Raw genomic sequence first — 25,344 nt, forward strand, 5'->3', positions numbered from 1 at the left:
CCAGCTAGACGGGGTTTGCACCTCAATCAAAGTGCCGATCGCGCCCGTGCGGCGCATTAAGATCCTGCGTTGGCCCGATCGAAATGATGCCATGCGGATTAAGGGTGGCGTGGCTACGGTAATAGTGATGACGGATATGCGCCATGTTGACCGTATCCGCCATGCCCGGTATCTGGTAGATATCGCGCAGGAAACCGTACAGATTAAGGTAATCGCTGATGCGGCGCTGATCGCATTTGAAATGGGTAACATATACCGGATCAAAGCGCACCAGCGTGGTCCACAGGCGCAAATCAGCTTCGGTCAGACGATTGCCGGTCAGGTAACGGTGCTGTTCCAGAATCCGCTCCAGCCGCTCTAATGCCGCAAACACCCCGTGCACGGCTTCATCATACGCTTCCTGGCGGGTGGCAAAACCGGCTTTATACACCCCATTATTTACAGCGTCATAAATCCAGCCGTTCAGTTCATCAATCTGTGCGCGTAACTCCGCAGGGTAATAGTCGCCTGCGCGCGCACCTATGGCATCAAACGCGCTGTTGAACATGCGGATGATATCGGCAGATTCATTGCTGACGATAGTCTGTTGCTGTTTATCCCACAGCACGGGTACGGTCACGCGGCCGCTGTAGTGTGGATCGGCGCGCAGGTAAATCTGATAGAGAAAATCGGCGTGATACAGTGCATCGCCGGTGGTGGCCGGGAAATCTTCCCCGAAAGTCCAGCCGTTTTCCAGCATCAGCGGATGCACAACGGAAACCTGAATGATCTGCTCCAGGCCCTTCAGCTTGCGCATCAGCAGGGTGCGATGTGCCCAAGGGCAGGCGAGGGATACATACAGCTGGTAACGATCGGATTCGGCCTTGAACCCGCTGTTGCCATGAGCGCCAGCCTGGCCGTCTGCGGTCACCCAGTTGCGGAACTGAGCGGTTGAACGCTTGAAACGGCCTCCGGTAGAGGTGGTGTCATACCAGGTGTCTTGCCAAACGCCATCAACGAGTTGCCCCATGGTGATCCCCTTCATATCTGAGTGAGAAAAGACCAAAGGCCCGGAATTCCGGGCCTTTGGCTGAGATATTCAACTTACCATTTCTTGTTCAGAAGGCGGTCGATGCTGAAACCACCAGGGCCTGCAACGGCCAGAACGATGTAACCACCGGCAATGGTCAGGTTTTTCATAAACATCAGCTGGTTTACCCCTTCTGCAAAGTTAGTGTGGAACAACAGTGCGGTCAGAATGGTGAAACCGGCAGTGAACAGCGCCACGGTACGGGTCAGGAAGCCGAACAGAATCGCCAGACCGCCGCCCAGTTCCAACAGAATAGTTAATGGCAGTAGAAAACCAGGTACACCCATTGACTGCATGTATTGCTGGGTGCCAGCATAGGCATCACCCATTTTGCCGTAACCTGCCACGATAAACAGGATTGGCATCAAAATACGTGCAACCAGCAAACCTGCATCTTCTAATTTTTTCATCATTAACTCCAAAAGTGATTTTGTTCGCCAATCTTGGCATCTGTTCGGCTAGGCGGCGCTGTGCTGCCATGACCTGTTGATGAAATTAATAGTAGACGAGAATGATTGCGGTTGTTAGCAAGTAAATCTGCAACATTTATTCAAAAAAATTGAATGCATAGCCTGCTTATAAAGTGAGATGAATCAGAACGTTGATGATAAAAGAGAAGAGGTTTTGCAGAATATAGGGTTTTACCACGGGATAATTGAACGAGCGGTGAAGGTATTACTTGGAGGGAAAAGCTTTGCGGATCAAACGAATAGTGCCAAAAATGCCAATGGTGCGGCGTGACCAACGGATAAATTTTCCGGGGTGGCGGATGCCGTACAGGGCAACAACGCTGGAAGCAATAGCCACATATTTACGCAGGCTAAATAGCGTTTGCCAGCCTTGATCGAGGCATTCGGTCTTTTCCAGCCATAGCGTCTTGTTTGCCGCCAGATCCAGGCGTTGCTGCTGGATCTGTTGAATCAACTGCTGTTTTTTCCATTCACGGTACTGTCGGTGATTCATTGTTGCCCTCCAGCGTGGCACGATCCAGCTCCAGTTGCTTGCGTGTGGCGTTCAGCAGCGTGGAACGACGCGCTTTAGACAGCGTCCAGATGATGCCCACGAGGGCTAGCGACAGCAACACAGCGGTGGTGGTACCCAGCGCAATTAGACGATAAGCGGGGTCGATCGCCCAGAAAATCAGCAACAGCAGGCTCATCAGGCCGAAAGCGGTGAATAGAAGAGTGATCCCGACCATAAGCAGCAGTTGAACGAGGTTGGCTTTCTCCTCTTCCAATTCGATAACAGCCAAGCGCACCCGCGTTTCCACCATGTTCACCAGAATGGTGAGGATACGTTGGCCGATATCCAGGACCCCTTTAGCAGGGCCCTGGGCGCGAGTTTGCGGTTTTTCGCTCATCATCAGCGGCGCGCGAGTAGAACGCCTAACACTATGCCGACCGCAGCGCCGATACCGATACCGGTCCACGGGTTTTCACGCACATAATCGTCGGCCTGGCAGGCCATCTGCTTGGTTTGATGGGCCAGTTTGTCGCCAGCATCGCTCAGGCGTGCACGAGTATCTTTCAGCGTGTCTTCTGCTTTGGCGCGCAGTTTTTCCAGCTCGGCTTTAGATTTATCGGTGGAAGAGTTCAGAACTTCTTCCAACGTATCGGCCAGAGACTTCAGTTCAGCGCGTAAATTTTCTGCATTTGAATCTTGTGCCATTTCGATAACTCCTTAACGTCGACAGACTTTCAACATAGCGGATTTATTCGTCGGAGAAAAGGCTTACGTCTGGTTGATCTCACTGACCAACTACGCGATAGACTGCAAAAATCCCGCCAGGTATGGCTCTCATCGATAAATCCGCTGGTGTAAAAAATTATTCCGCCTGAGCCGCTTTCAGCTCAGCCTGTGCTTCGGCCAGCTTTTTCTGCTTATTGGCCACTTTATCCGCTTTGCCTGTTTGCTGAGCTTCTTGCAATTCTTGCTCGCGCTTGGCGACTTTATCTTGTTTATCAGCGATTTTCTGTTGGCGTTCTGCGGCTAAACTGGCCTCCGTACAGTGGCTTTGTACCTCGTTGAGCGCTTTTTCCAAGCCTTCCACACGATGGCGGTTGCCGTGCTGCTTGGCGTAATCGACTTGTGTTTGAATCGCCTGTGCTTTTTTGGCACAAGCATCGGTGTTGGCCGCTGAAGAGAGGGTTGCATAGGCCAACAATGGAATGGCCAGTAAAAGTGTGTGGCGTATTTTCATGATATTCAATTCCTTATTGAGGGATGACTCCCGCAGCCTAAATGATAGGCGCTGACATTCAGCGTAGTCATAAATAGCCGATAATCCCAATGAGTTATTGAGGATCAGCAGGTGATAGCGGATGAATCAAGCGGGATAACCCTTTTAATAGAAAAGAATTATCCCAGATTGAACGGCGCGCGGGCAAACTTGCGAACCCAATGGCTCGGTGCCGGGGATTCGCTCAGGGCGATGGTATAACCGGGGGGAAGAATAGTTTGTAAAGCTTCGCGCGCCAGCAGTTGCTGTTCTGGGGAATCCAGGCGGATCACCAAACTATCACCTTCAGGCGTAATGCTTTTGATGCGAATGCCGCGTTCATCCAGGCGTTGATAGACATAAAAACCGTCGGGCAGCGATAGCCCTTGATGAAGGGTATCAATACGCAGTTCGCTTTCTGTACGTACCATATAAGGCAGCAGCACCGTGGCCAAGGCCAGCAGTGCCAGTGCCATAACCAGTGCGTATTGCCAGCGTGGTCGTTGGGTGATCACACGCCTTTTCCCTGATCGTGATTGCCTGAGCGTTTCTTACGCCACAGCACGACCAGTGAACCGACCAGCCCGACGACTAACAATACCAGTGGCAGCATCATCAGGCCGAACATCAGCTGATCTTCATACTTGCGGAACATCGGGGTATTCCCCAAAGCGAAGCCGACAGAAACCAGGATCAACACCCACAGCAGACCGCTGATCCAGTTGAAGAACTGAAAGCGAGCATTGCTCAGGCCAGACAGGCCGGCGATGGTGGGCAGCAGGGTACGCACGAAGGCCAGGAAACGCCCAACCAGCAGGGCAGATAATCCGTGGCGGTGGAACAGCTGGTGTGCCCGCTGGTGATAGTGGGCGGGTAAGTGTGAAAGCCAGCTCTGCACCGTTCGCGTATTCCCCAGCCATCGGCCCTGTATATAACTGAGCCAGCATCCCAGACTGGCGGCGGTGGTCAGGATCAGGATCGTCACCGGGAAATTCATGGCGCCTTTTGCGACCAGTACACCAACCAGGATCAATAGACTGTCACCCGGCAGAAAAGCCGCAGGCAACAGGCCGTTTTCCAGAAATAAAATCATAAACAGCAAGACATAGAGCGTCCAGACCAGCGAAGGGTTGGCCAGCGTCTCGAAGTCTTGCTGCCATAAGGCATCCAACAATTGCTTAATAATATCCATCCGGTGTTCCTAAAACGTCATTGTTTGTTTTATTCAGCGGTAGGGCGGCGATGAGCGGAAACCCTGATTGCTGATAGTGATGAAACGGTGTTGCTTTATTCGTTAGTTCTAATGGGTGCGACACCGGGTCATGAGTGATAAGTCAATGAACCACGGTAAAGAATATTGCTGTCTTTCCAGCCACCGATCCTGCTTTGCTGCTGGGAGGAGTGCAGAGCCCAGTTGATTTGCACAAGCCGGTTAGGTGCGGGTGAATCTGCCTGCCGCTGAGGCTTGGTATTACTGGCTGGGTCCGTCGCTAAAGTATAGGTTGGAACCTGCTGTGCGGGGGAAAGCAACGAACTGGGAAAGGACTGTACCCGCGGCAGTAACAGCAGCAATTTGCCAGGGGCTTTACGACGAAGTTCCGCATGTGGGCGATAAACCGGGTCGTCAGGAGAGAGCATCGGCTGCTCAGGAGATGCCAGAGAGTTTAACGCAGTGGCTTTGGTTTGTACTGCACATAGCTTTTGACCGGAAACCGAGCTGGTCCAGCAAAAAAGAGCAATAAGCATGGCAAACAACCAGCGCATGTATTCGCGTTCCGCCCCCAAGCCAATAGGTAAAAAAGTGGTCTAACTCTACCAAAATAGCATGATTGGCAACAGGGAAATCTGCGTTACCTCAGGCGAAATGTTAGCGGGCCAGCGCCAGTTATGGCATCGATTCAGCCTATTTTACATTACCTGACACAAGCAGAGCTTGTTTGACGGCGAAACGCTATTTGTTACCAGCGGCAACGTTTTCAAGATGCACCACCGGATTTTCTGAAAACAGATAACGGTCGGCGTTGTATTCGAAGTCGTCGGTGGTGGCGTTGAACAGCATCTGTTTGGTGTTTTCCAAGTGCTGCCACATGGCCAGCTTGGCGGCATGGGGATCTTTGCGGATCAGCGCCTTGAGGATCTCATCGTGATCGTCACACCAGCTGGCGATCGAACGATCGTCAATATGCTCGTGCAGTTTGATCCAATACGGGTTGTTTACCCGCTGCGCCCACATTTTCTCGACAATCGTCGCCATGGCGGTATTTTGGGTCGCCAACGCCACCTGAACGTGGAATTTGAGATCCCACTCTGAATCACGGAAGCGATCTTCCTTGCGGGCCTGCTCCTGGATCTCCATCAGGTTAACGATATCCTGTTTGGTCACCTGGGTGGCGGCGAACTCGGCGATATTACTTTCGATCAACTGGCGGGCTTGCAGTAGCTCAAAAGGCCCGGCGGTGGCAAATTCGAGGCTATCGCCCGGTATCACCAGGTTTTTCTGCTGGTTGGAGATCACATGGATCCCAGAACCCTTCCGTACTTCGACATAGCCTTCGACCTCCAGCATGATAATCGCTTCGCGCACTACGGTGCGGCTAACGTTCATTTCTTCAGCGATATAGCGCTCTGCTGGCAGCTTATCACCCACCGGATAGACCCCGCTCTCAATGCGATGTTTGAGCTTGGCGGCCAATTGCTGATAAAGGCGTCTGGTTTCAGTGAATTCCATAGTGAGTACTCTGTGGTAGGAAGGCTCGATGCCATAACAGTTGTTATACCACTTATCCACTACGGCTGCCAGTAGCGCAAAGGTGGAAAACCCGGCACAGGGCCGGGTGGCGTGGGTTAACTGCTGGCGCTTGCCGCTTGCAAGGGCTCTTGCGGGGGTTCCGCGGCGGTGCGGTTTTGCAGCACGGTCCAGATGACAATCGCACCCAGAATATCGAACACCGACAGGGCAGCGAACAGCGGGCTGAAACCCAGCGTGTCGGCCAGTGCGCCTACGACCAGGGCAAACAGGGTACTGGCCGTCCAGGCTGCCATACCGGTCAGGCCGTTGGCGGTGGCGACTTCGTTACGGCCAAACACGTCTGAGGACAGGGTAATCAATGCGCCAGACAGCGACTGGTGCGCAAAACCGCCGACGCACAGCAGGGCAATGGCGGCATACGGGCTGGTGAATAAACCGATCATTCCTGGGCCAATCATCAGTAGCGCGCCCATGGTGACCACCAGTTTGCGCGACACGATCAGGTTCACTTTGAAATGTTTCTGGAAAAACGGCGGCAAATAGCCACCCACGATGCAGCCGAGATCGGCGAACAGCATCGGCATCCAGGCGAACATGGCAATCTCTTTCAGGTTAAAGCCGTAAGCTTTGAACATAAACAGCGGGATCCAGGCGTTAAAAGTGCCCCAGGCCGGTTCAGCCAGAAAGCGTGGCAGTGCGATGCCCCAGAACTGCCGGTTACGCACGATCTGCCAGGCGGACATCTTTTTGGCATTGCTGGTCTGGTGCTGCGCTTCTTGCCCCTCCAGAATATAGGTGCGCTCTTCACTGCTGAGTTTTTTCTGGTCTTTCGGGTGTTTATAGAAGATCAGCCAGCAGATGGCCCAGATCAGGCTCAGTATCCCGACGATGACGAACGCCAGTTCCCAACTGTGGGCGACGATGGCCCACACCACCAAAGGCGGAGCGAGCATGCCGCCGATGGAAGAACCGACATTGAAATATCCCACGGCGATCGAACGCTCTTTGGCGGGAAACCATTCGCTGGTGGCTTTCAGCCCGGCGGGGATCATGGCGGCTTCGGCCATCCCTACCGCACCACGGGCCATGGCCAAGCCGCCCCAGCTATTGGCCAGCGCGGTACCCATACAGAATAAGGCCCACAGAATGGCAAACATTGCATAACCGACTTTGGTGCCGAGCACGTCCAGTATGTAGCCTGCAACGGGTTGCATAACGGTATAACAGGCAGAATAAGCGGCAACGATATAGGAATATTGCTGCGTAGTGATATGCAGTGTGCCTTCCAGTGTGGGGGCCGCGACAGCCATTGCGTTACGGGTCAGATAACCGAGCACGGTACCGATGGTCACCAGACCGATCATGTACCAGCGTAACCCTTTAATTTTACGCATTCAAAACCTCTCCCAATCTTGAAATTTCTGCCACCGGCAAACCCGTGGCGTTTCATGTGGTGATTCCCTTTCATTTATATTTGCCAGTCTTCCTATACCGGCGTCCCCCTTGCACATTGCCATAGTGAACTGCTGAAAAAGGGTGCAAGGTGGCGAGACGATAACTTGTCATACAGATTTAAAAGTTGAGTGACATCACAAAAGCTGCGGGTCAATTAGGCAATAATAAGTTGCAAATTGTTACGCTGTTTTGGTGATGTTTTGTCCTGAAATGTGTTTTAAACGGCTTTAGGTGGTGAGTTAACCGAGAGCAGGGTGAAATATTGCTGGACGCTGAATAAAATTGGTGTGATAACTTCCAAAAATTAACCGCAAGGTTAGCCAGAAAACCAGGTGAGGAACCCGATATGGCCACGTTTTTGAGCGATGATTTTTTGTTAGACAGTGAATTTGCCCGCCGCCTTTATCATGATTACGCTGCGGATCAGCCAATTTTCGACTATCACTGCCATCTGCCACCGCAGCAGATTGCCGAAAATACCCGTTTTCAGAACCTGTATGATATTTGGCTGAAGGGCGATCACTATAAATGGCGAGCCATGCGCACCAATGGGGTGGCCGAGCGTCTGTGTACCGGCGATGCCTCTGACCGTGAAAAGTTTGATGCCTGGGCCGCTACGGTACCGCATACCATTGGTAACCCGCTGTATCACTGGACCCACCTGGAACTGCGCCGTCCGTTTGGTATCACCGGCAAACTGTTGTCACCGACCACGGCAGACGAAATCTGGCAGCGTGGTAATCAACTGCTGGCGCAGGATTCGTTCAGCGCACGCGGCATCATGAAGCAGATGAAAGTGAAGATGGTCGGGACCACCGACGATCCGATCGACGATCTGCGCCACCATAAAGCCATCGCCGCCGACGGCAGCTTCGACATCAAAGTGCTGCCCAGCTGGCGGCCGGATAAAGCCTTCAATATTGAAGCGCCAGGATTCAACGACTATTTGCAACAGTTGGAAGCCGCTGCGGATACGTCGATCGCGCGTTTCAGCGATCTGCGCGATGCGCTGAAAAAGCGCATGGATCACTTTGCTGCGCACGGCTGCAAGGTTTCTGACCACGCGCTGGACGTGGTGGTTTACGGTGAAGCCGATGAAGCCACGCTGGACAGCATTCTGGCGCAACGGCTGAGTGGCAAAATGCCCACCCCACAGCAGAGCGCACAGTTCAAGACTGCCGTGCTGCTGTTCCTGGCTAGCGAATACCAGCGCCGTGAGTGGGTGCAGCAGTATCACATTGGTGCGCTGCGCAATAACAACAGCCGGATGTTTGAAACCATTGGTCCGGATATCGGTTTTGACTCGATTAACGATCAGCCTCTGGCCGAACCGCTGTCGCGCTTGCTGGATGCGCAGGCCAAACAAGGCAGCCTGCCAAAAACCATCCTTTATTGCCTCAACCCGCGTGATAACGAAGTGCTTGGCACCATGATCGGCAACTTCCAGGGCGAAGGCATGGCGGGCAAGATGCAGTTCGGTTCCGGCTGGTGGTTTAACGATCAGAAAGACGGCATGCAGCGCCAGATGACGCAGTTAGCCCAGCTTGGGTTGCTCAGCCGCTTTGTTGGCATGCTGACCGACAGCCGTAGCTTCCTGTCTTACACGCGCCACGAATATTTCCGTCGCATCCTGTGCCAGATGATTGGTCGTTGGGTAGAAGACGGTGAAGCTCCGGCGGATATCGCATTGCTAGGCGAAATGGTGAAAAACATCTGTTTCGACAATGCTAAACAGTATTTCGCTATCGAATTGGCGTAGGTAGGTTTATGCAAAGCATCATAAAAATTCATTCAAAAGATAACGTAGCGGTAGCATTGCGTGATTTGGCTGCCGGTGAGAAGCAGACGCTGGGCGAATGTGTCATTACGCTGGCGCAAGACGTGGTGCGTGGGCACAAGTTTGCGCTTGAGCCGATTGCCGTTGGTGAGATGATCGTCAAATACGGTTTACCGATTGGTCATGCGCTGGTGGCCATTGAGCCGGGCGAACATATTCATTCGCAAAATGCCAAAACCAACCTGAGCGATCTCGACAGCTACCAGTATCAGCCAGAATTCCAGCTCTTACCGGCGCAGGCGGCGGATCGTGACGTGCAGATCTACCGACGCAGCAATGGTGAGGTGGGGATCCGCAACGAGCTGTGGATCATCCCGACCGTGGGGTGTGTCAACGGCATTGCCCGCCAGATCCAACAGCGCTTTTTGAAAGAAACCCATGAGGCGCAGGGGATCGACGGTGTGCATCTGTTCAGCCACCCGTTTGGCTGTTCGCAGCTCGGCCAGGATCATGAAAACACCCGTACCATGCTGCAAAATATGGTACGTCACCCCAATGCCGGTGCGGTGCTGGTGATCGGTTTAGGGTGTGAGAACAACCAGGTGGATGCATTCCGTACCACGCTCGGGGAATTTGATGAGCAGCGTGTGCATTTTATGGTCTGCCAGCAGCAGGATGATGAAGTCGAGGCCGGGCTGGAGCATATGCATCAGTTGTACCAGATCATGCGCGACGATCGCCGTCAGCCGGGCAAGCTCAGCGAACTGAAGTTTGGCCTAGAGTGCGGCGGATCGGATGGCCTGTCCGGCATTACCGCCAACCCATTGCTGGGCTGTTTCTCGGATTATGTGATCGCCAACGGCGGTACCACAGTACTGACGGAAGTGCCGGAAATGTTTGGCGCTGAACGCATCCTGATGAGCCGCTGCCGCGACGAAAGCACGTTTGAAAAAACCGTCAGCATGGTTAACGACTTCAAACAGTATTTTATCGCCCACGACCAGCCGATTTATGAGAATCCATCACCGGGTAACAAAGCGGGCGGTATTACTACCTTGGAAGAAAAATCACTCGGCTGTACCCAAAAAGCCGGGCAGAGCCAGGTGGTGGACGTGCTGAAGTATGGCGAGCGCCTGCGCCAGCCAGGGTTGAACCTGCTGAGTGCGCCGGGTAACGATGCCGTCGCCACCAGCGCCTTGGCCGGTGCCGGTTGCCATATGGTGCTGTTCAGCACCGGGCGAGGCACACCATACGGTGGGTTTGTGCCGACGGTGAAACTGGCGACCAACTCGGAGCTGGCGGCTAAAAAACCGCACTGGATCGATTTCGATGCCGGGCAACTGATCCACGGCGTGCCGATGGATGAAATGCTGGAGCAGTTTGTCGAACTGATTGTTGGCATTGCCGATGGCAAACCGGCGCGTAACGAAGTTAATGATTTCCGCGAACTGGCGATCTTTAAAAGCGGGGTAACGTTGTAAAGCCTGGCGGGCGGGAGTAGCATAAAACGGCGTTTCAATTCCAGCGCTTGTTATTTCCGCCCCAGGATCCCCTAATGACGTTTTATTGGTTTGCTCAGGCCGTTGGCGTACTGGCTTTTTTTGTTGGTATCACCAGTTTCTTCAATCGCAACGATCAACGCTTTAAACTGCAACTCTCGGCTTACAGCCTGATTATTGGTGTCCATTTCTTCCTGATGGGGGCCAATGCCGCTGGCGGCAGCATGCTGTTAAGCGCCAGCCGTAACCTGATTTCCATGCGTACCCGCAGCCTATGGATGATGTGGCTATTCATCATTCTGACGCTGACCGTTGGTCTATCTCATTTCAAATACTGGGTCGAACTGTTGCCCATTTTTGGCACGACCATCAGCACTTGGGCACTGTTTCGCACTCGTGGCCTGACAACGCGTTGTGTGATGTGGTGCTCAACCGCGTGTTGGATTACCCACAATATCTGGCTGGGATCGATTGGGGGTTCGTTGATTGAAGGCAGTTTCCTGCTGATGAACGGCTTTAACATTATCCGTTTCCGCCGCTTGCAGTTACGCGGTATCGATCCTTTTGCGGTCGAAAAAAAGGCGCCCGATGGGCGCCTGGCTGACGATCGTTAACTATCGACGCATCTTCAGCGGATCTTTGCTTGCCAGCCGCTGATCTTCCGCCTGACAAGCCGCTGCGGTAAACAGCACGTCGGTGGAAGAGTTCAGCGCGGTTTCTGCCGAGTCCTGCAAGACGCCGATGATAAAGCCTACCGCCACCACTTGCATCGCGACATCGTTCGGAATGCCGAACATGTTACACGCCAGCGGGATCAGCAGCAGTGAACCACCGGCCACGCCGGAAGCACCGCAGGCACAGATGGCAGCCACTACGCTCAACAGCAGAGCGGTTGGCACATCCACCGGGATGCCCAGCGTATGCACCGCGGCCAGCGTCAGCACGGTGATGGTGATCGCCGCACCGGCCATGTTGATGGTGGCACCCAGCGGGATAGAAACCGAATAGGTATCTTCGTTCAGATTCAGCTTCTTGCTGAGCTCCATGTTAACCGGAATGTTGGCGGCGGAGCTGCGGGTAAAGAAGGCGGTCACGCCGCTTTCACGCAGGCAGGTGAACACCAGCGGGTACGGATTGCGGCGGATCTTCCAATAGACGATCAGCGGGTTAAGCACCAGCGCCACCAGCAGCATACAGCCGATCAGCACCACCAGCAGTTGGGCGTAGCCCCACAGCGCGCTAAAGCCGGTTTCGGCCAGCGTGGAAGCCACCAGGCCAAAAATCCCCAGTGGCGCACAGCGGATCACCGCACGTACCACCAGAGTAATGGCGTGTGACATGTCGGTGATCAGCGTTTTGGTGGTATCAGAGGCATGACGAAGCGCCAACCCAAGGCCAACCGCCCAGGTCAGAATGCCGATGTAGTTGGCATTAATCAGGGCATTGAACGGGTTAGCGACCACGCTCATCAGCAGGTTTTTCAGCACTTCAACGATGCCACCTGGCGGGTTGATATCGGTATTTCCCACCGCCAGAGCCAGCGTTGAAGGGAAGATAAAGCTGATGACAACGGCGGTCAGCGCTGCCGCAAAGGTGCCCAGCAGGTAGAGAAACAGAATCGGTCGGATATTGGTTTTCTGCCCCTGTTTGTGGTTGGCGATGGAAGCCATCACCAGCACCAGTACCAGTACTGGCGCAACGGCCTTCAGTGCGCCGACGAACAGCGCCCCGAGCAGGCCAACGGCGCTGGCGGCGGCAGGAGAAACCAGCGCTACCGCGATACCGGCCACCAGGCCGATCAATATTTGTTTAACCAGGCTGCCCTGAGTGATACGTACTAATAGTTTATTCATGATGCTGTTGCGTTTCCGCTCCCCTGAAATGTGGCGTACAGACGATTATGCCTCGGCAGGAACGCCGCCGAGCAAATGTTATTGGTATCTGTAACTAAGTATGTTTGCCCGATCAGTATTCAGTAAATGAGGGTGGTTGAAAAGAGGTGATGCTGAAATTACGTGCGCAGAGTAATCGTTTATAACATCCTGATTACATTTGTGTGATCGCAATAACATTTGGGCTTAAAGGTGAATTGCCAAACAATCGCGGGGCGGCTAGCGCCCCGGATAACAGATTATGGCGTGTTTCTCGATTTCACATCGTTACGGTGGTTAACCCAGGCATTGATCAGCAGCGTCAGCAGCAGAATACCAGCAACCGTACTCAGGGAAACGGCGATCGGAATATGGTAGAAATCGACGATCAGCATTTTGATACCGATAAATACCAGGATCACCGACAGGCCATATTTCAGCATCGAGAAGCGCTCCGCCACGCTAGCCAGCAGGAAGTACATGGCACGCAACCCCATAATGGCAAACAGGTTGGAGGTCAGTACGATAAACGGATCGGTGGTCACGGCGAAGATTGCAGGGATACTGTCGACGGCGAAAATCACGTCGCTCAGTTCCACCAGGATCAGCACCAATACCAGCGGTGTGGCAAACAGCACACCGTTGCGACGTACGAAGAAACGTTCGCCTTCCAGGTTATCGGTCATGCGCAGGTGACTACGCAGCCACTTCACCAGCGGTTTATCGCCGATAGCCGCATCATCTTCCTTCGCCAGCGCCATCTTGATGCCGGTAAACAGCAGGAAAGCGCCAAACAGATACAGCAACCAGGTGAACTGTGCGATCAACCAACTGCCGGCGAAGATCATGATAGTACGCAGGACGATAGCGCCAAGAATACCGAAGATCAGCACGCGGCGTTGTAAGTGGGTCGGGATGGCAAAATAGCTGAACAGCATCAGCCAGACGAACACGTTGTCGATAGCCAACGCTTTCTCAATCAGGTAACCGGTCAGGAAGGCCAGAGCTTGCGTATCCGCCACGGCGCGCCCGGCGGTTGCGTTCAGGTAGTACCAGAAACCGGCGTTAAACAGCAGCGCCAGGCTCACCCACAGCAATGACCAGCAGGCAGCCTGCTTCAGCGTCATGGTTTGTGCGCCTTTACGGCCTTGCAACAGTAAATCAATGACCAGCATCACGACGATGATGGCGGTAAAACTGGCCCAGAGCCAGGGAGTGCCAACGGAATTCAACATCAGGGATATCCTTCAGAAAACAAAAACGGCCAACGTCGGAAGACGCTAGCCGCTCTGTGAACGCTGCAAGCAAACCTCGCCTTCCGGCAAGGTCTCACTTACAACGTTGATGAAGGTAATGACACCTTAGACATCAGGTTGCCCGGTAACCGGATGCTTGCGCATCGTAATGACGATTGACCGGCAATGAAGTTACTCCCCTTTGCGTGGCAAAAAATAATGTAAAACGTGCGGGCGGTCAACGTTTAAAACCGTTACCCAGCGTTTGAGCGCTGCGCACCGAGGCTGATGACAAAGCCTTGCAACAGCATCTGGCTGAACGGGGTATTGCTAACCTGTTGTTGTTTAACCCGGTAGCTTTCTTGATTTTCTGGATCCAACTCGCTGAGCCAGCTCAGGTAGCGTTGCATGGCCGCACCGTTAAATTCCGGGTGGAATTGAGTGGTCAAGGCGTTGTCGCCGTAACGCAGGATCTGATAAGGATCCTGCTGTGAGCGTGCCAGCACTTCGGCACCGGGCGGCGGCGTCAGAACCGACTGTGCATGGATCAGATTTGCTTTGAATCGCGGCGGCAGTATTGCTAGGCGCTTATCATTACCGGCTGCGGGCAGCAATTCGATCTCCAGCGTGCCGACTTCCATCCCCTGCGGGTGATAGCCCACTTCTCCTCCTAGCGCATGGGCCAGAAGCTGATGGCCGTAGCACACGCCAAAAATCGGCAGCCTGATTTGCATCGCCTGGCGTAGCCAAGCTGCCGCTTGTTCGCTCCACGGTAGCTGTTCTGTCACCATCGCCGGTGAACCGGTGATCACCACACCGCAGTAGTTTTCTGGCGGCAACAAGCGGTCACCGGCAGGAAGATGCACGATCTGCACGCGATCGGCGGCGATATTACCCTGCTTAAGGAACATCTGGTCAAAGTTGGCCAATTCACGCTGAATGGCTTCCGGCGCATCACCAGTTTGCATTAACAGCAGCGGTTTCATTTCATTCTCCATCCGCAGGGAATACCACCCCGGTCTGACGACGGATTTCGGTCAGCAGGCGGGCGACGATCAATGAGTTTTCCAAGCCTGGGTGCTCGATCTGCTGTTTTTCCACCAATGCGGCAAAGGCTTCTGCCTCATACAGCATGGTGTTGATGTGCTGCGGCTGGGTCAGATCCTGCGGGTTGGCTCCGCGTGGCGTCAGCACCACTTTCTGATATTCGGAGATCTTCTCGATCATCAGCGTGCCGTCTTCACCCTGGATCTCGCTTGGGATATCCGAGTTGCTCACCTTGGAATGCGTAATGGTTACGTCGAAGTCACCGTAGTTCAGGCAGACGGTGCCGTGCGCATCCACGCCGGTATCCAGCAGTGAGGCGCTGGCCATTACCGATCTCGGCGCACCGAATAGCGCTACCGCGTTGGCAACGCAGTAGTAGCCAATATCCATGATCGAACCGTTGGAGAACTGCGGATTAAAGGTATTCGGGTTTTCACCGGCCAGATAGCGTGGGTAGCGGGAAGAGTATTGGCAAAAGTTGAGGAAAGCTTTACGCAGCCTGCCGATTTTGCTCAATGCCTGTTGCAGCACCAGGAAATTCGGCAAATGGGCGCTTTTAAACGCCTCAAACAGCACTACCTGGTTTTCACGCGCGCAGGCCACCAGCTTTTCCACTTGTTGCAGATTGGACGCCAGCGGTTTCTCACAGATCACATGTTTTTTATGGCTGAGGCACAGCAGCGACTGTGGGTAATGCAGCGAGTTAGGGCTGGCAATATACACGGCGTCGATCACATCGGACTGGGCCAGCGCGTTGAGAGAATCGAAAAAATGCTCGACCGGGTAGTTGGCGCCAAATGCCCGCGCCTGTTCGAGGTTGCGCGAGTAGATAGCGGTCAGTTTCATTTTGCCGCTCTCATGAGCCGCATCGATAAAGCGTTCCGTAATCCAGTTGGTGCCGATGACAGCAAAACGAATCATAGGTAACTCCGGTTCCCGCAAACAAGTGGCTTAGTAAAGCAGATTATGGCGCTGTGGAATGTGCTTAAAATCCCTATTTATTCATACAGTTCACCGAAAATTGACAGATGCGTCAGATACAACCGGGTGTCAAATTCCAACTGGTGATAGCTGGGTTCCATATGGCAGCACAGGCTGTAGAACGCTTTGTTATGGTCTTTCTCTTTCAGGTGCGCCAGCTCATGTACCACTATCATACGTAGAAAAGGTTCCGGTGCATTTTTGAAGACTGTCGCCACGCGGATCTCCGCTTTGGCCTTCAGCTTGCCGCCCTGCACGCGAGAAATGGCGGTATGCATACCCAGCGCATGTTTCATCACCTGGATCTTGCTGTCGTAAGCCACTTTGCTCAGCGGTTGGGCATTGCGCAGATACTGGTTTTTCAGATCGACAGTAAACTGATACAGCGACTTATCGGTGGTGCAGTCATGCACCTGCGGGTAGCGCTCTAATAACGCTTTGCCCAGCCGTTGTTGCTGGATAAGTTGCTGCACCTGCGTTTGCAGATGTTCGGGATAGCCTTGCAGGTAGGTCAACTCAGGCATGCTGTTCAGGATTCAATGGCCAAACGGGGCGGTTATTGTATGACGTTTTTTCGCGCAAATCCCGCAAACGGCAATTAATCCCAAAAAACATTTTACTGCTGAACGTTTTTAGGGGATAAACGGCTCAAATTTTATCAGTCAGGAGGGGCAATGAGCCAACTCGATCTGGGAACACAGCAACTTGAGCTGGAGCGTTATCCCCAACAAGAAGAATCCACCCAACTGCAGGCGTGGGAAGCGGCGGATGAATATCTGCTGCAACAGCTTGAAAATATAGCCGTGGGCGAGCGCCCAGTGCTGATTTTCAACGATCATTTCGGCACGCTGGCCTGCGCCCTGCATGCTCATAAGCCTTACAGCATCAGCGATTCCTACATGAATCAACTGGCGACGCGCCATAATCTGGTGCTGAATGAGCTGGATGTTGAACAGGTCACGCTGCTGGACAGCCTGGCGGAACTGCCTGCCAATCCTGCGGTGGTGCTGATCCGTATCCCGAAAGCGCTGGCCTTGCTGGAACAGCAACTGCGGGCGCTGCGCAAAGTGGTATCTGCCGATACGCTGATTATTGCCGGCGCCAAAGCGCGTGACGTGCATACCTCGACCATGCAGGTATTTGAGCGCGTGCTTGGCCCAACCCGCACCAGCCTAGCCTGGAAAAAGGCGCGCCTGATTTATTGCCAGGTGACCGACATCGTGCCAGCGGCCGCGCCGGAAACCACCAACTGGCTGCTCGACGGCACCGATTGGCTGATCCACAACCATGCCAACGTGTTTTCACGCGGCGGCCTGGATATCGGCGCGCGTCTGTTCCTGGAATATTTACCGCAGGATCTGAACGGCCATATCGTCGATCTCGGCTGTGGCAACGGCATTATCGGCATGAAAGCGCTGGTACAGAATCCAGAAGCGCAGATGACCTTTGTCGATGAATCTTACATGGCGGTGGCGTCCAGCGAACTGAACGTGGCGCACAACCTGCCGCAGGAGATGGATCGCTGCCAGTTTGAAGTGAATAACTCGCTGGCGGGCATTGAGCGTGAAAGTTTGCAGGCGGTATTGTGCAATCCGCCGTTCCACCAGCAGCATGCGATTACCGATCACACCGCCTGGCAGATGTTCTGCGATGCCAAGCGCTGCCTGCAAGTGGGCGGTGAACTGCGCATCGTCGGCAACCGCCATCTGGATTACTACCAGAAGCTGAAACGCCTGTTTGGCAACTGCACCACCTTGGCGTCGAACCAGAAGTTTGTGATCCTCAAAGCGGTCAAATCTGGCGCACGGCGTTAATCAGTAGGGGCGCAGCGTTGTACTGCGCCCACTCTTTTACAGCGCCATTGCCAAGCGGGTTCCCTGATCGATAGCGCGGCGCGCATCCAACTCAACGGCCACATCGGCACCGCCGATCAGATGCACGGTTTTCCCCATCGCCAACAGCGGCTGCTGTAATTCACGGCGCGGTTCCTGCCCGGCGCAGATCACAATGGTATCTACCGGCAGGCAGCTTTTCTGCTCGGCCCGCACGATATGCAATCCTTGCTCATCAATATGCTGATAGCTGACGCTGTTAAGCATCTTCACACCGCGCAGCAACAAGCTGGTGCGATGGATCCATCCGGTGGTTTTGCCCAACCCTTCGCCCACTTTGCTGGTTTTGCGCTGCAACAGAAAGATCTGGCGTGACATCGGTGGCACGACGGGCCCCTGAGGGTTCAACCCCCCGCGCTGGCTGAGTTGTGAGTCGATCCCCCATTCGCGGTTAAACGCCTGCTGATCCAGGCTGCTGGAAAGTTCATGTTGGCTGAGGTATTCGGCGGTATCAAAACCGATCCCGCCCGCGCCGATGATGGCTACCCGCTGGCCGACCGGTTTTTTATCACGTAAAACGTCGAGATAACTCAGCACGTTAGCCTGCTCAATGCCGGGAATATCCGGCATGCGCGGCACAATGCCGCAGGCGAGGATCACCTCATCGAAATCGGCCAAATCCTGCGCTTGCACCTTGTGCCCCAGTTTCAACGTTACATCCAGCAGCACTAGCTGTCGGCGGAAGTAGCGCAGGGTTTCGTGGAACTCTTCTTTGCCGGGGATCTGCTTGGCGATATTGAACTGCCCACCGATCTCATCGGCGGCGTCAAACAGCGTCACCTGGTGCCCACGGCTGGCGGCGGTAGTGGCGAATGCCAACCCGGCAGGGCCAGCGCCGACTACGGCCAGCCGTTTGGGTTTCTCCGCCGCAATCAGTGGCATTTCGGTTTCGCGGCAGGCGCGCGGGTTAACCAGGCAAGAGGTGAGTTTGCCTTCAAAAATCTGGTCCAGACAGGCCTGATTGCAGCCGATACAGGTGTTGATCTCGTCGGCGCGGCCTTCGGCGGCCTTTTGGACAAAAGCGGCATCGGCCAAGAATGGGCGCGCCATCGACACCATATCGGCACAGCCTTCTGCCAGCACCTGTTCTGCCACCGCCGGATCGTTGATGCGGTTGGTGGTGATCAGCGGGATCGCCACTTTGCCCATCAGCTTGCGCGTCACCCAACTGAACCCGGCGCGCGGCACCATGGTGGCGATAGTCGGGATACGGGCTTCATGCCAGCCGATGCCGGTATTGATCAGTGTGGCACCCGCCTGTTCGATCGCCACGGCGAGCTGTTCGATCTCCTGCCAGCTCGAGCCATCTTCCACCAGATCGAGCATGGAAAGGCGGTAGATCAGAATAAATTCTGGGCCCACCGCTTGGCGCACGGCGCGAACAATCTCTACCGCGAAACGCATGCGATTACTGAAGTTGCCACCCCATTGATCGCTACGCTGATTGGTGCGCGCCACCAGAAACTGGTTAATCAAGTAGCCTTCGGAACCCATCACTTCGACGCCGTCATAACCTGCCTGTTGCGCCAGCGCGGCACAAGCGGCGAAATCAGCAATGGTTTGTTCAACTTCTTCGGCCGTCAGCGCCGCTGGGCTGAAGGGGCTAATCGGAGCCTGTAGTGCGGAAGGGGCCACCGGCTGTGGTTGATAGCTGTAACGCCCGGCGTGCAGAATTTGTAGCGCGATTTTGCCGCCTGCCTGATGGACCGCATCGGTGATGACCCGATGATGCGCGACCTGCTGCGGCTGATTCAATATTGCCGCACCGCGCTGTACCACCCCTTTCTCATTGGGGGCGATGCCGCCAGTGACGATCAGTGCGACACCCGCGGCTGCCCGCTCGGCATAAAATGCCGCCAGGCGCTCCGGGCCATTCGGCAATTCTTCCAGGCCAGTGTGCATCGATCCCATCAGCACCCGGTTTTTCAGGGTGGTGAAGCCGAGATCCAGCGGCGCCAGCAGGTGGGGGTATGCGCTCATTGCAGTCTCCATAGGGTAGATATCGTTATAGTTATAGATGGTTATTGAGTGGTCGGATGAGCTAAATCTAGCCGTTGTCGGCGGCGTTGGGAACTAAGGATGTGCTGAATGTGATTAATATCATGAATCTTTGTCGTTATTTGCCGATTTTGAGTCACTGTTGCTATCGGGCCAAGGATTTCAGTTTTCGCCTGACTCAGATCTATACTTAGGATCGTTTTGTGTGATTTTGAGAGCTTTGATATGACACCAGTGGCAAAAGTGGCCGACGTAATTTATTACAACGGCATTATCTTCACGGCGGATGCGGCAAACCGGGTTTGCAGCGCGCTGGCGATCGGGCAGGGATACGTGCTGGCGGTCGGGGATGACGAGCAAGTGCTGGCGCTTGCAACACCGGCGACCGAACGTATCGATTTGCACGGTAAAATGATGATGCCGGGCCTGATCGACAGCCATATGCATCCGTTCTGGGGCGGCAAACAGCTCAAAGGCTGTAGCCTGCACTATGCGGCGCTGACGGTGGAACAGACGTTGCAGCATATCCAGGCACATCTGGACAAATACCCGGCGCACGATGATAACGAATGGCTGACGGTGCGTGCCTGGCAGCGTCAGGCGATGATCCCGGTCGGGGCGGATATGAGCCGCGCCGTGCTGGATACCCTGAATACCCGCCGCCCGGTGGCGCTGTTCTCCAACGATTGTCACACCTTGGCCGCCAACAGCCGCGCGCTGGAGATGCTAGGGATTGATGAAAATACCCCGGTGCCGCCGGATGGTAAGATCGCCCGCGATGCCAACGGCCAACTGACGGGGATTTTGGAAGATGCACCTGCGATGCGCGCCTTCGACAGCATCCCTTCCGGCACCGCAGAGCAGAACGTGCATATAGCGGCCCACGTGCAGCAGGTGCTGCATTCCCAAGGTGTTACCACGGTGATGGATACCCGCGTATTCGCAGAACAACTTGCGGCTTTTGCCGCATTGCGCGATCGCGGTGAACTGACGCTGCGGGTCCTCGGTGCCAAAGAAGTGACGCCAGACAGCGTGCAGGGGCCGGAAGATGCCGCCCGTGCGGTGCAAGAAGTGCTCGCCTTCGGCAAGCAGTGGGGTGATAAAGAGTGGACGCCGCAGGCCGGTATTGCGGTTGATCATCTGAAGCTGTTTGTTGACGGCGTTTTGCAGCCGCCGACCATGACCGCCGCGCTGTTGCAGCCGTATCGTGAACATCACGGTGAAGCGCAAAGTGAACGCTATGGCGATCTCTACTTCACTACGCCAGTGTTGAACGCGCTGGTGGTGGAATGTGGCCGTGCTGGCCTGCATCCGCATACCCATACGGTGGGCGATGGGGCGATCGAGCAGGTGCTGGATGCAGTTGAGCTGATGCGTGCCGCCTGCCCAGGTAAGGACATTCGCCCTGGTTTGGCGCACAACGAACTGGTGGCGGCTCATCAGTACGCACGTTTTGCCGAATTGGGTGCTACAGCGGTGCTGTCATTCCAGTGGGCCGGTTTGCCGGGCGTGTTGATTGACGAAGAGCGGGAAATGCTGGGTGAAGAACGTTTCCCTCATTTGGAACCGGCAGCACGTTTTCTGGATGCCGGTGCTCGCGTGGCGTACGGCAGCGACTGGCCGATCGATCGGCTAGACGAGTGGTATAACCTGCAAGTGGGGATGACCCGCCGGGCCTGGGACAGCGAAGGTAACCCTGCCGGGCCGCGTTTGGACAACGACCGCGACTTAACGCTGATCGAAACGTTGCGCGCAGCGACCATTGATGCGGCCTATATGATTGCCAAGGAGCAATACATCGGTTCGCTGGAAGTGGGCAAGTTTGCCGATGCGATCGTGCTACAGCAAAACCTGTTTGAGCAGCCCGCAGAGAAGCTGTACCAAACCCGCATCGAGCGGACGCTGGTGGGTGGCCAGATAGTTTACCAGGGATAAAAACCAGACGTATCGCGGGCGGGAACGGTAATTCCAGCCATTCCCGCCCGATTAAAAAACTGAAAACCGATTGTTAACTTCCCCGGCACCCCTTCTTGTGCCAGTATTCGTTTCCTTAATTTTTACATAGCTCATAAGTGCTGATTAACGATGCAGTTTTGTGTCAGGAGATGATACGGTAATGCCGCAAAATATTCGGTTGCAACGAGTTCTTAAAACCCCTGCCTTGGTCGCGTTTGGCCTCGCCTATATGGTGCCGCTGGGCGTATTTACCACCTATGGTCAGGTTACCGTTTTGAGTCAGGGCCATTTGCCCGTCGCTTATCTGGTGACCATCGTCACTATTCTGTTTACCGCGTTGAGCTATTGCCGGATGACCAACGCCATGCCGTTGGCCGGGTCGGCCTACTCTTATGTTCAGCGCAGCTTTGGCGGTAAAACCGGTTTCCTGGTTGGCTGGGCGCAGATCCTCGATTATCTGTTCCTGCCGATGCTTAACTATTTGGTTTTAGGTATTTTCTTGCACGAGGCATTTCCGTCGATTCCTGCCTACGTGTTTATTCTGGTTTCCATCGTCAGCGTCAGCCTGTTGAATATTCTCGGGGTGCGCCTGCTAAGCTCCGTGAACTTCACGCTGATCGCCTTGCAGATGGTGTTTATCGTGCTGTTTATTGCGCTGGCGTTCAGCGGAGCCGATCTCAGCCCTGCCGCGCTGATGAAGCCACTGCTGGTGGATGCTGGTCATTTTTCTGGCCTGATTGCCGGTGCGGCGGTGTTGTGCCTGGCGTTTTTGGGCTTTGATGCCATCGCCACCATGGCCGAAGAAGCCGCCGATGCTAAACGCACTTTGCCGCGCGCCATTCTGATCACCGTGGTCAGTGCCGGGGCGATTTTTGTCGCCGTCTCTTATGCCGCCCATCTGGCCTACCCTGATTGGCAAGCGCTGATCCCTTATCAGGATACGTCCAGCCTGATTATCTCGGAGCACGTGGGTGGGAAGTGGATGTATAACTTCTTTATGGCCACCTATCTCACCGGGGTTTACGCCTCGTCAATGACGGCGCAAACTGGCGTCTCCCGTATCTTCTACGCCATGGGGCGCGAAGGGGTGCTGCCGCGCAGAGTGTTCTTCCATCTCCATGCCCGTTTCCACACGCCGTGGCGTGCGATCGTGTTTGTCGCCATCATCTCCCTGTTGGCGCTGTGGATGGACTTGAGCATGGTGGTTTCGATGATCAGTTTTGGTGCTTTGGGGGCCTTCACCTTCGTGAACCTCAGCGTCATCAAACACTTTCTGGTGAATGAAAAACGCCGTGGGTTGAGGGCTATGTTCAAATATGGCCTGCTGCCGCTGATCGGTTTTGCCATGTGCGTCTGGTTGTGGTTTAACCTGGATCCAGAAGCGCTGAAAGTCGGTTTTATCTGGCTGTTTGCTGGTTTTCTTTATCTGCTGTGGTTAACCAAAGGGATGCGTCAGGATCCGCCAGCGGTTGCCCATGATGATATTTCTCATCTGATGGATTAATCCGTTTTTACTCAACGCTGAATGGGCCATTGATAGCACTGATTGCACTTGGAGGTAAAAGTGACATACCAAATATTGACCACAACGGCAGCAAGCATCACTGACTTAAAACGTAACCCGATGGCTGAAGGTGAAGGTCATGCTGTCGCCATTCTCAGCCGCAACGAGCCCGCGTTCTACTGTGTCCCGCACGAGGTTGCCGAAGATGCTGAACTGAATGCTATCGCCGATGAGCGCATGAAGGATCTGGATACGGTGAGCGTGACTCTGGATGACCTTTAAACTCGAGTTTGACAAGCTCAACGTATATTCCTTGGAGCCTGACCGTGGCCTACGACTACAGTGCTAACCTCAACCCGGAAAAAGCTCTGATCTGGCGTATTGTCCACCGGGATAATATCCCGTGGATATTGGACAACGGCCTGCACTGCGGCAATAGCACGGTGCAGGCGGAAAACTGGATCAATATCGGTAACCCGGAGCTTATCGGCAAACGCGCCGGGCATCCGGTGCTTGCCGGAGCGGGGGGGACACTGCATGACTATGTGCCGTTTTACTTTACGCCTTTCTCGCCGATGCTGATGAATATCCACAGCGGACGCGGTGGCATTAAGCAACGCCTCAATGAAGAAATCGTCATTCTAGTCAGCAGTTTGCGCGCTGTGGCGGCACAAAACGTCCCCTTCGTGTTTACCGACAGCCACGCTTATTATCATTGGGTCAACTATTACACCGATCTGGACAACCTGAGCCAGATCGATTGGCCGATATTACAGGCGAGAGATTTCCGTCGTGATCCGGACGATCCGGCCAAGTTTGAACGCTATCAGGCCGAGGCGTTGGTCTGGAAGCACTGCCCAGTCACCCTGTTGGGTGGGATGGTTTGTTACAACGACGACGTAAGGTTACAATTAGAGCAGTGGCTGTCACAACGCAATCTGACAATGCCGTTCACGCACGGGCCGGGTGGTACTTCTCATGATCACATTTACACAAGGCAACTTACTGGATGCGCCCGTGGAAGCGCTGGTGAATACGGTTAATACCGTGGGTGTCATGGGTAAAGGCATCGCGCTGATGTTCAAAGAGCGCTTTCCCGACAATATGAGAGCCTATGCCCTCGCCTGCAAACAAAAGCAGGTGATGACCGGCAAAATGTTTATTACCGAAACCGGCGAACTGATGGGGCCACGCTGGATTGTCAACTTTCCCACCAAACAGCACTGGCGTGCCGACTCTCGTATGGAGTGGATTGAAGACGGTTTGCAGGACTTACGCCGTTTTTTGATCGAAGAACAAGTGCAGTCCATTGCTATTCCGCCGCTGGGCGCGGGCAACGGCGGCCTGAACTGGCCGGATGTCCGGGCGCGTATTGAATTTGTGCTGGGCGATCTTCAGGACGTTGAAATCCTGATTTACGAACCCACCGAAAAATACCAGAACGTCGCCAAAAGCACCGGCGTAAAAAAGCTCACCCCAGCCAGAGCCATGATCGCTGAACTGGTGCGCCGCTACTGGGTGCTGGGGATGGAGTGCAGCCTGTTGGAAATCCAGAAGCTAGCATGGTTCTTACAACGCGCCATTGAACAGCACCAGCAGGAAGATGTGCTAAAACTGCGGTTTGAGGCTCATTATTACGGCCCCTATGCGCCAAACCTGAACCATCTGCTTAATGCGCTAGACGGTACCTATCTGGAAGCGGATAAACGCATCCCGGACAGCCAACCACTGGACGTGATCTGGTTTAACGATCGGGAGAAAGAGCATATCAACCTCTGGCTGAACAGCGAAGCCAAAGAGTGGTTACCGGCCCTGGAGCAGGTTAGCCAGTTGATTGACGGCTTTGAATCCCCGTTCGGTTTGGAATTGTTGGCAACCGTTGACTGGCTGCTAACCCGAGGAGAGTGCCAGCCCACATTGGATTCTGTTAAAGAGGGGTTGCTCCAGTGGCCTGCGGGTGAACGCTGGGCCAGCCGCAAGATTAAGTTGTTTGATGATAATAATCTGCAATTCGCTATTAACCGCGTTATGGCGTTCCATTGTTGAGGATTTAAGGAGAGCGCCTTTTGTAACGTTTCTGTGTGGCGCTATGA

The 25,344-nt window shown here is 54.4% G+C and carries 25 protein-coding genes and 1 pseudogene; 9 read left to right on the forward strand and 17 right to left on the reverse strand.

The genetic code is table 11. The annotated features are described in order from the left end of the window. Window positions 1-22: 22 nt before the first annotated feature. The 11 genes from AC2A1E_RS15770 to AC2A1E_RS15820 form a co-directional block, all read right to left on the reverse strand. Window positions 23-1,009: a glutathione S-transferase family protein gene (locus AC2A1E_RS15770; protein ID WP_484384524.1), complete on the reverse strand. Its 987-nt coding sequence runs from the start codon at window positions 1,007-1,009 to the stop codon at window positions 23-25. A gap of 74 nt (window positions 1,010-1,083) precedes the next feature. Then, on the reverse strand, window positions 1,084-1,479 hold the full coding sequence (locus tag AC2A1E_RS15775; protein WP_484384556.1) for a DoxX family protein: 396 nt from the start codon (window positions 1,477-1,479) through the stop codon (window positions 1,084-1,086). 265 nt (window positions 1,480-1,744) lie between these two features. Then, window positions 1,745-2,032: a YqjK-like family protein gene (locus tag AC2A1E_RS15780; RefSeq protein WP_484384525.1), complete on the reverse strand. Its 288-nt coding sequence runs from the start codon at window positions 2,030-2,032 to the stop codon at window positions 1,745-1,747. After that, window positions 2,010-2,429 carry a phage holin family protein gene (locus AC2A1E_RS15785; RefSeq protein WP_484384557.1) on the reverse strand — a complete coding sequence of 140 codons (420 nt, stop codon included), beginning with the start codon at window positions 2,427-2,429 and terminating at the stop codon, window positions 2,010-2,012. The genes AC2A1E_RS15780 and AC2A1E_RS15785 overlap by 23 nt, the downstream gene beginning before the upstream one ends. 2 nt (window positions 2,430-2,431) lie before the next feature. Then, window positions 2,432-2,737 carry an ElaB/YgaM/YqjD family protein gene (locus tag AC2A1E_RS15790; RefSeq protein ID WP_473189746.1) on the reverse strand — a complete coding sequence of 102 codons (306 nt, stop codon included), beginning with the start codon at window positions 2,735-2,737 and terminating at the stop codon, window positions 2,432-2,434. 157 nt (window positions 2,738-2,894) lie between these two features. After that, window positions 2,895-3,269, reverse strand: coding sequence for a DUF1090 domain-containing protein (locus AC2A1E_RS15795; protein ID WP_484384526.1), 375 nt, complete (start codon window positions 3,267-3,269; stop codon window positions 2,895-2,897). Between the two features lie 158 nt (window positions 3,270-3,427). Beyond that, a complete protein-coding gene (mzrA, locus tag AC2A1E_RS15800; protein ID WP_484384558.1) occupies window positions 3,428-3,799 on the reverse strand; it encodes an EnvZ/OmpR regulon moderator MzrA in 372 nt (123 codons plus the stop codon). Continuing rightward, the gene (locus AC2A1E_RS15805) at window positions 3,799-4,479 is read right to left on the reverse strand and encodes a DedA family protein (protein WP_459400148.1); all 681 of its coding nucleotides are present in this window, start codon (window positions 4,477-4,479) and stop codon (window positions 3,799-3,801) included. Before AC2A1E_RS15805 ends, mzrA begins: the two co-directional genes overlap by 1 nt. Before the next feature lie 128 nt (window positions 4,480-4,607). Beyond that, the gene (locus AC2A1E_RS15810; RefSeq protein ID WP_484384527.1) at window positions 4,608-5,051 is read right to left on the reverse strand and encodes a hypothetical protein; all 444 of its coding nucleotides are present in this window, start codon (window positions 5,049-5,051) and stop codon (window positions 4,608-4,610) included. Window positions 5,052-5,238: 187 nt separating this feature from the next. Next, window positions 5,239-6,015 carry a transcriptional regulator ExuR gene (gene exuR / locus AC2A1E_RS15815; RefSeq protein WP_484384528.1) on the reverse strand — a complete coding sequence of 259 codons (777 nt, stop codon included), beginning with the start codon at window positions 6,013-6,015 and terminating at the stop codon, window positions 5,239-5,241. A 116-nt stretch (window positions 6,016-6,131) separates the two neighbouring features. Then, window positions 6,132-7,430: an MFS transporter gene (locus AC2A1E_RS15820; RefSeq protein WP_484384529.1), complete on the reverse strand. Its 1,299-nt coding sequence runs from the start codon at window positions 7,428-7,430 to the stop codon at window positions 6,132-6,134. Window positions 7,431-7,837: 407 nt separating this feature from the next. On the opposite strand from AC2A1E_RS15820, the gene uxaC reads away from it, so the two are divergent. The 3 genes from uxaC to AC2A1E_RS15835 all read left to right on the forward strand — a co-directional run bounded on the left by uxaC (window position 7,838) and on the right by AC2A1E_RS15835 (window position 11,381). Further along, a complete protein-coding gene (uxaC, locus tag AC2A1E_RS15825) occupies window positions 7,838-9,250 on the forward strand; it encodes a glucuronate isomerase (RefSeq protein WP_484384530.1) in 1,413 nt (470 codons plus the stop codon). A gap of 8 nt (window positions 9,251-9,258) precedes the next feature. Continuing rightward, the gene (locus tag AC2A1E_RS15830) at window positions 9,259-10,749 is read left to right on the forward strand and encodes a UxaA family hydrolase (RefSeq protein WP_484384531.1); all 1,491 of its coding nucleotides are present in this window, start codon (window positions 9,259-9,261) and stop codon (window positions 10,747-10,749) included. A 74-nt stretch (window positions 10,750-10,823) separates the two neighbouring features. Continuing rightward, window positions 10,824-11,381, forward strand: coding sequence for a YgjV family protein (locus AC2A1E_RS15835; protein ID WP_484384532.1), 558 nt, complete (start codon window positions 10,824-10,826; stop codon window positions 11,379-11,381). Here the strand turns inward: AC2A1E_RS15835 and sstT are convergent, their stop codons facing one another. From sstT to AC2A1E_RS15860, 5 genes are all read right to left on the reverse strand, one after another. Beyond that, window positions 11,382-12,620, reverse strand: coding sequence for a serine/threonine transporter SstT (gene sstT / locus AC2A1E_RS15840; protein WP_484384533.1), 1,239 nt, complete (start codon window positions 12,618-12,620; stop codon window positions 11,382-11,384). Window positions 12,621-12,898: 278 nt separating this feature from the next. Beyond that, window positions 12,899-13,873 (reverse strand): TerC family protein, encoded by a 975-nt coding sequence (locus AC2A1E_RS15845; RefSeq protein ID WP_484384534.1) that lies wholly within the window; start codon window positions 13,871-13,873, stop codon window positions 12,899-12,901. 254 nt (window positions 13,874-14,127) lie between these two features. After that, window positions 14,128-14,859, reverse strand: coding sequence for a glutamine amidotransferase (locus AC2A1E_RS15850; protein ID WP_484384535.1), 732 nt, complete (start codon window positions 14,857-14,859; stop codon window positions 14,128-14,130). Window position 14,860: 1 nt separating this feature from the next. After that, entirely contained in the window at window positions 14,861-15,841 is a 981-nt protein-coding gene (locus tag AC2A1E_RS15855; RefSeq protein WP_484384536.1) for a Gfo/Idh/MocA family protein, read from the reverse strand. A gap of 77 nt (window positions 15,842-15,918) precedes the next feature. Continuing rightward, window positions 15,919-16,425 (reverse strand): M48 metallopeptidase family protein, encoded by a 507-nt coding sequence (locus AC2A1E_RS15860; protein WP_484384537.1) that lies wholly within the window; start codon window positions 16,423-16,425, stop codon window positions 15,919-15,921. 150 nt (window positions 16,426-16,575) lie between these two features. Between AC2A1E_RS15860 and rlmG the strand changes: the two genes are divergently transcribed. Beyond that, window positions 16,576-17,715, forward strand: coding sequence for a 23S rRNA (guanine(1835)-N(2))-methyltransferase RlmG (gene rlmG / locus AC2A1E_RS15865; RefSeq protein WP_484384538.1), 1,140 nt, complete (start codon window positions 16,576-16,578; stop codon window positions 17,713-17,715). 36 nt (window positions 17,716-17,751) lie between these two features. Here rlmG and AC2A1E_RS15870 read toward each other — a convergent pair whose 3' ends face one another. After that, entirely contained in the window at window positions 17,752-19,773 is a 2,022-nt protein-coding gene (locus AC2A1E_RS15870) for an oxidoreductase (RefSeq protein ID WP_484384539.1), read from the reverse strand. Window positions 19,774-20,016: 243 nt separating this feature from the next. Here AC2A1E_RS15870 and AC2A1E_RS15875 point away from each other — a divergent pair, with 243 nt between their 5' ends. The 5 genes and pseudogenes from AC2A1E_RS15875 (at window position 20,017) to darG (ending at window position 25,297) form a co-directional block, all read left to right on the forward strand. Further along, window positions 20,017-21,726: an amidohydrolase gene (locus AC2A1E_RS15875; protein WP_484384540.1), complete on the forward strand. Its 1,710-nt coding sequence runs from the start codon at window positions 20,017-20,019 to the stop codon at window positions 21,724-21,726. 181 nt (window positions 21,727-21,907) lie between these two features. Further along, window positions 21,908-23,251 (forward strand): APC family permease, encoded by a 1,344-nt coding sequence (locus AC2A1E_RS15880; protein ID WP_484384541.1) that lies wholly within the window; start codon window positions 21,908-21,910, stop codon window positions 23,249-23,251. Between the two features lie 60 nt (window positions 23,252-23,311). Then, entirely contained in the window at window positions 23,312-23,533 is a 222-nt protein-coding gene (locus tag AC2A1E_RS15885; RefSeq protein ID WP_484384542.1) for a plasmid stabilization protein, read from the forward strand. 44 nt (window positions 23,534-23,577) lie between these two features. Further along, a pseudogene (darT, locus tag AC2A1E_RS15890) lies at window positions 23,578-24,233 on the forward strand (type II toxin-antitoxin system toxin DNA ADP-ribosyl transferase DarT). Beyond that, window positions 24,230-25,297, forward strand: coding sequence for a type II toxin-antitoxin system antitoxin DNA ADP-ribosyl glycohydrolase DarG (darG, locus tag AC2A1E_RS15895; RefSeq protein ID WP_484384543.1), 1,068 nt, complete (start codon window positions 24,230-24,232; stop codon window positions 25,295-25,297). Before darT ends, darG begins: the two are co-directional and overlap by 4 nt. The last annotated feature ends 47 nt before the right edge of the window (window positions 25,298-25,344 follow it).

This window comes from Serratia sp. HNCC26DJ206, assembly GCF_057180605.1.